3 protein-coding genes and 1 pseudogene are annotated in these 2,029 nt (G+C 71.4%); 1 reads left to right on the top strand and 3 read right to left on the bottom strand.

Annotation, left to right across the window (positions count from 1 at the left end; all coding sequences use genetic code 11):
• Window positions 1-206 (bottom strand): acyl-CoA dehydrogenase family protein (locus ACFWPT_RS40855; RefSeq protein ID WP_380488116.1); only part of this gene is annotated, 206 nt, incomplete at its 3' end.
• 162 nt (window positions 207-368) lie between these two features.
• On the opposite strand from ACFWPT_RS40855, the gene ACFWPT_RS40850 reads away from it, so the two are divergent.
• Window positions 369-803 carry a hypothetical protein gene (locus tag ACFWPT_RS40850; protein ID WP_063346949.1) on the top strand — a complete coding sequence of 145 codons (435 nt, stop codon included), beginning with the start codon at window positions 369-371 and terminating at the stop codon, window positions 801-803.
• Between the two features lie 92 nt (window positions 804-895).
• Here the strand turns inward: ACFWPT_RS40850 and ACFWPT_RS40845 are convergent, their stop codons facing one another.
• On the bottom strand, window positions 896-1,858 hold the full coding sequence (locus tag ACFWPT_RS40845; RefSeq protein WP_380488113.1) for an electron transfer flavoprotein subunit alpha/FixB family protein: 963 nt from the start codon (window positions 1,856-1,858) through the stop codon (window positions 896-898).
• 57 nt (window positions 1,859-1,915) lie between these two features.
• Window positions 1,916-2,029, bottom strand: a pseudogene (locus tag ACFWPT_RS40840) (electron transfer flavoprotein subunit beta); the annotation flags it as partial.

Genomic DNA, 2,029 nt, shown 5'->3' with positions numbered 1-2,029 from the left:
GCCCCCGCACCACCGAACTCCTCCGGCACGTGCACCGCATGCAGATCACTGCCCCGCAACGCGTCCAACGCCTCCTGCGGGAACCGCCCCTGCTCGTCCACCTCAGCCGCGAACGGAGCGATCTTCGCCTCGGCCAGCGAACGCACCGCCTCACGGAGCATCTCGTGCTCCTCGGAGATACGGAAGAGATCGAACTCCTGGCTCATGATCGCCACTCCTGTTTCACGACGGTACTCAGTACCCTTCATTATGCACCCACGCGGCAAAAAGGGAACTCAGTGCCTTCACATGGCGGCACTGAGTTCCCTATCCTTTTTTCTGCCGAACTTCTGCCGAACAAGCCGGTCCGAGCGCAGGGAGATGACAGCGTGGTCCACTCAGCCATCGATGCCGACACCCGGAGCACCACGCTGTACTTCCAGCGCTGCTCGTGGTGCTGCAACCCGACCTTCCAGCGGCTGCTCTGCCCCACCTGCGGCTCCACCGAGCTGCGGCTGGAGCCCAGCGAGGGCACCGGCGTCGTCCGGCGCTGCGAGGTCGAGCAGGCCCGGACGCCGCTGGTCCGCCAGAAGTCCCTGATCCGGATGGCCGAGGGCTTCGACGTCTGGTGCATCGTCGACGGGCTGCGCAGCACCGTCCCGGTCGGGACGCGGGTGCGGCTGCTGTCCGCCCCCGGCTCCGAGCAGCCCGAGCTGCGGCTGCTGCCGATGGAGGGGCCGCAGCCGCCGGTGGACGTCGAGCCGCGCCCGCTGCCGCCCGTCCAGGGCGGGTTCACCCAGCACCTCGCGGCCTTCGCCGAATAGCGTCCACCGCACGGCGGATAGCGTCCGCCACACGCCGGAGGGCGTGGCACCGGGTACTCGGTGCCACGCCCTCCCACTGTCGTGCGCGGGGATCAGCCCTTGCGGGACTTCACCTCGGCGGTCAACTGCGGCAGCACGGCGAACAGGTCGCCGACCACGCCGTAGTCCGCCAGCTCGAAGATCGGGGCCTCCGGGTCCTTGTTGACCGCGACGATGGTCTTCGAGGTCTGCATGCCCGCCCGGTGCTGGATGGCGCCCGAGATGCCGTTCGCCACGTACAGCTGCGGCGAGACCTGCTTGCCGGTCTGGCCGACCTGGTTGCTGTGCGGGTACCAGCCCGCGTCGACGGCGGCACGCGAGGCGCCGACGGCCGCGCCCAGCGCGTCCGCGAGCTCCTCGACGACGCCGAAGCCGGCCGCCTCGCCGACGCCACGGCCGCCCGAGACCACGATCGCGGCCTCGGTCAGCTCCGGACGGCCGGTCGAGACCCGCGGGGTGCGCGAGGTGACCTTGGCCGCGTTCCCGGTGAACTCCACCGCCACGTTCTCCACCGCACCCGCGCCCGCAACGGCCTCGGGGGCCACCGCGTTCGGCTTGACCGTGATGACCGGCACGCCGTTGCTGACGCGCGAGTCGACGGTGTACGAGGCGGCGAACACCGACTGGGTGGCGACCGGGCCGCTGTCGCCCGCGCGCAGGTCGATGGCGTCGGTGATGATGCCGGAGCCGAGCCGCAGTGCGACGCGGGCGGCGATCTCCTTGCCCTCGCCGGAGGAGGTGACCAGGACGGCGGCGGCGTCGCCGGCCTTGGCGATCTGGGTGAGGGCGTCCACCTTGGGGACGACCAGCTGGTCGGCGAACTCGGCGCCCTCGGCGACGTACACCTTGGCCGCGCCGTACTCGGCGGCCTTGGCCGCGATGCCGGCGGCGGCGGCGCCGGCGCCCAGCACGACCGCGGACGGCTCGCCGATCCGGCGGGCCAGGGTCAGCAGTTCGAGGGCCGGCTTGCGGACCGCACCGTCGGCGTGGTCCACCAGGACGAGAATCTCAGCCATTGCTCAATGTCTCCGTGTTTCGCTGTGGCAGGGGGTGGGTGGCTCGGCCGGGCCGGCTCAGATGAACTTCTGGTCCGCGAGGAAGCCGGCGAGCTGCTTGCCGCCCTCGCCCTCGTCCTTGACGACCGTGCCCGCGGTCCGCGCCGGACGCGCCGCCACCGACTCCACCGC

This window comes from Kitasatospora sp. NPDC058478, from assembly GCF_042720345.1.
Taxonomy (GTDB): domain Bacteria; phylum Actinomycetota; class Actinomycetes; order Streptomycetales; family Streptomycetaceae; genus Kitasatospora.
The sequence above is the reverse complement of the archived record's forward strand: the minus strand, read 5'-3'. Positions and strand labels throughout refer to the sequence as shown.

Bases quoted from the DNA above. Each gene is read 5' to 3' on its own strand.
- ACFWPT_RS40845 (WP_380488113.1), bottom strand. From the start codon at position 1,858: ATGGCTGAGATTCTCGTCCTGGTGGACCACGCCGACGGTGCGGTCCGC.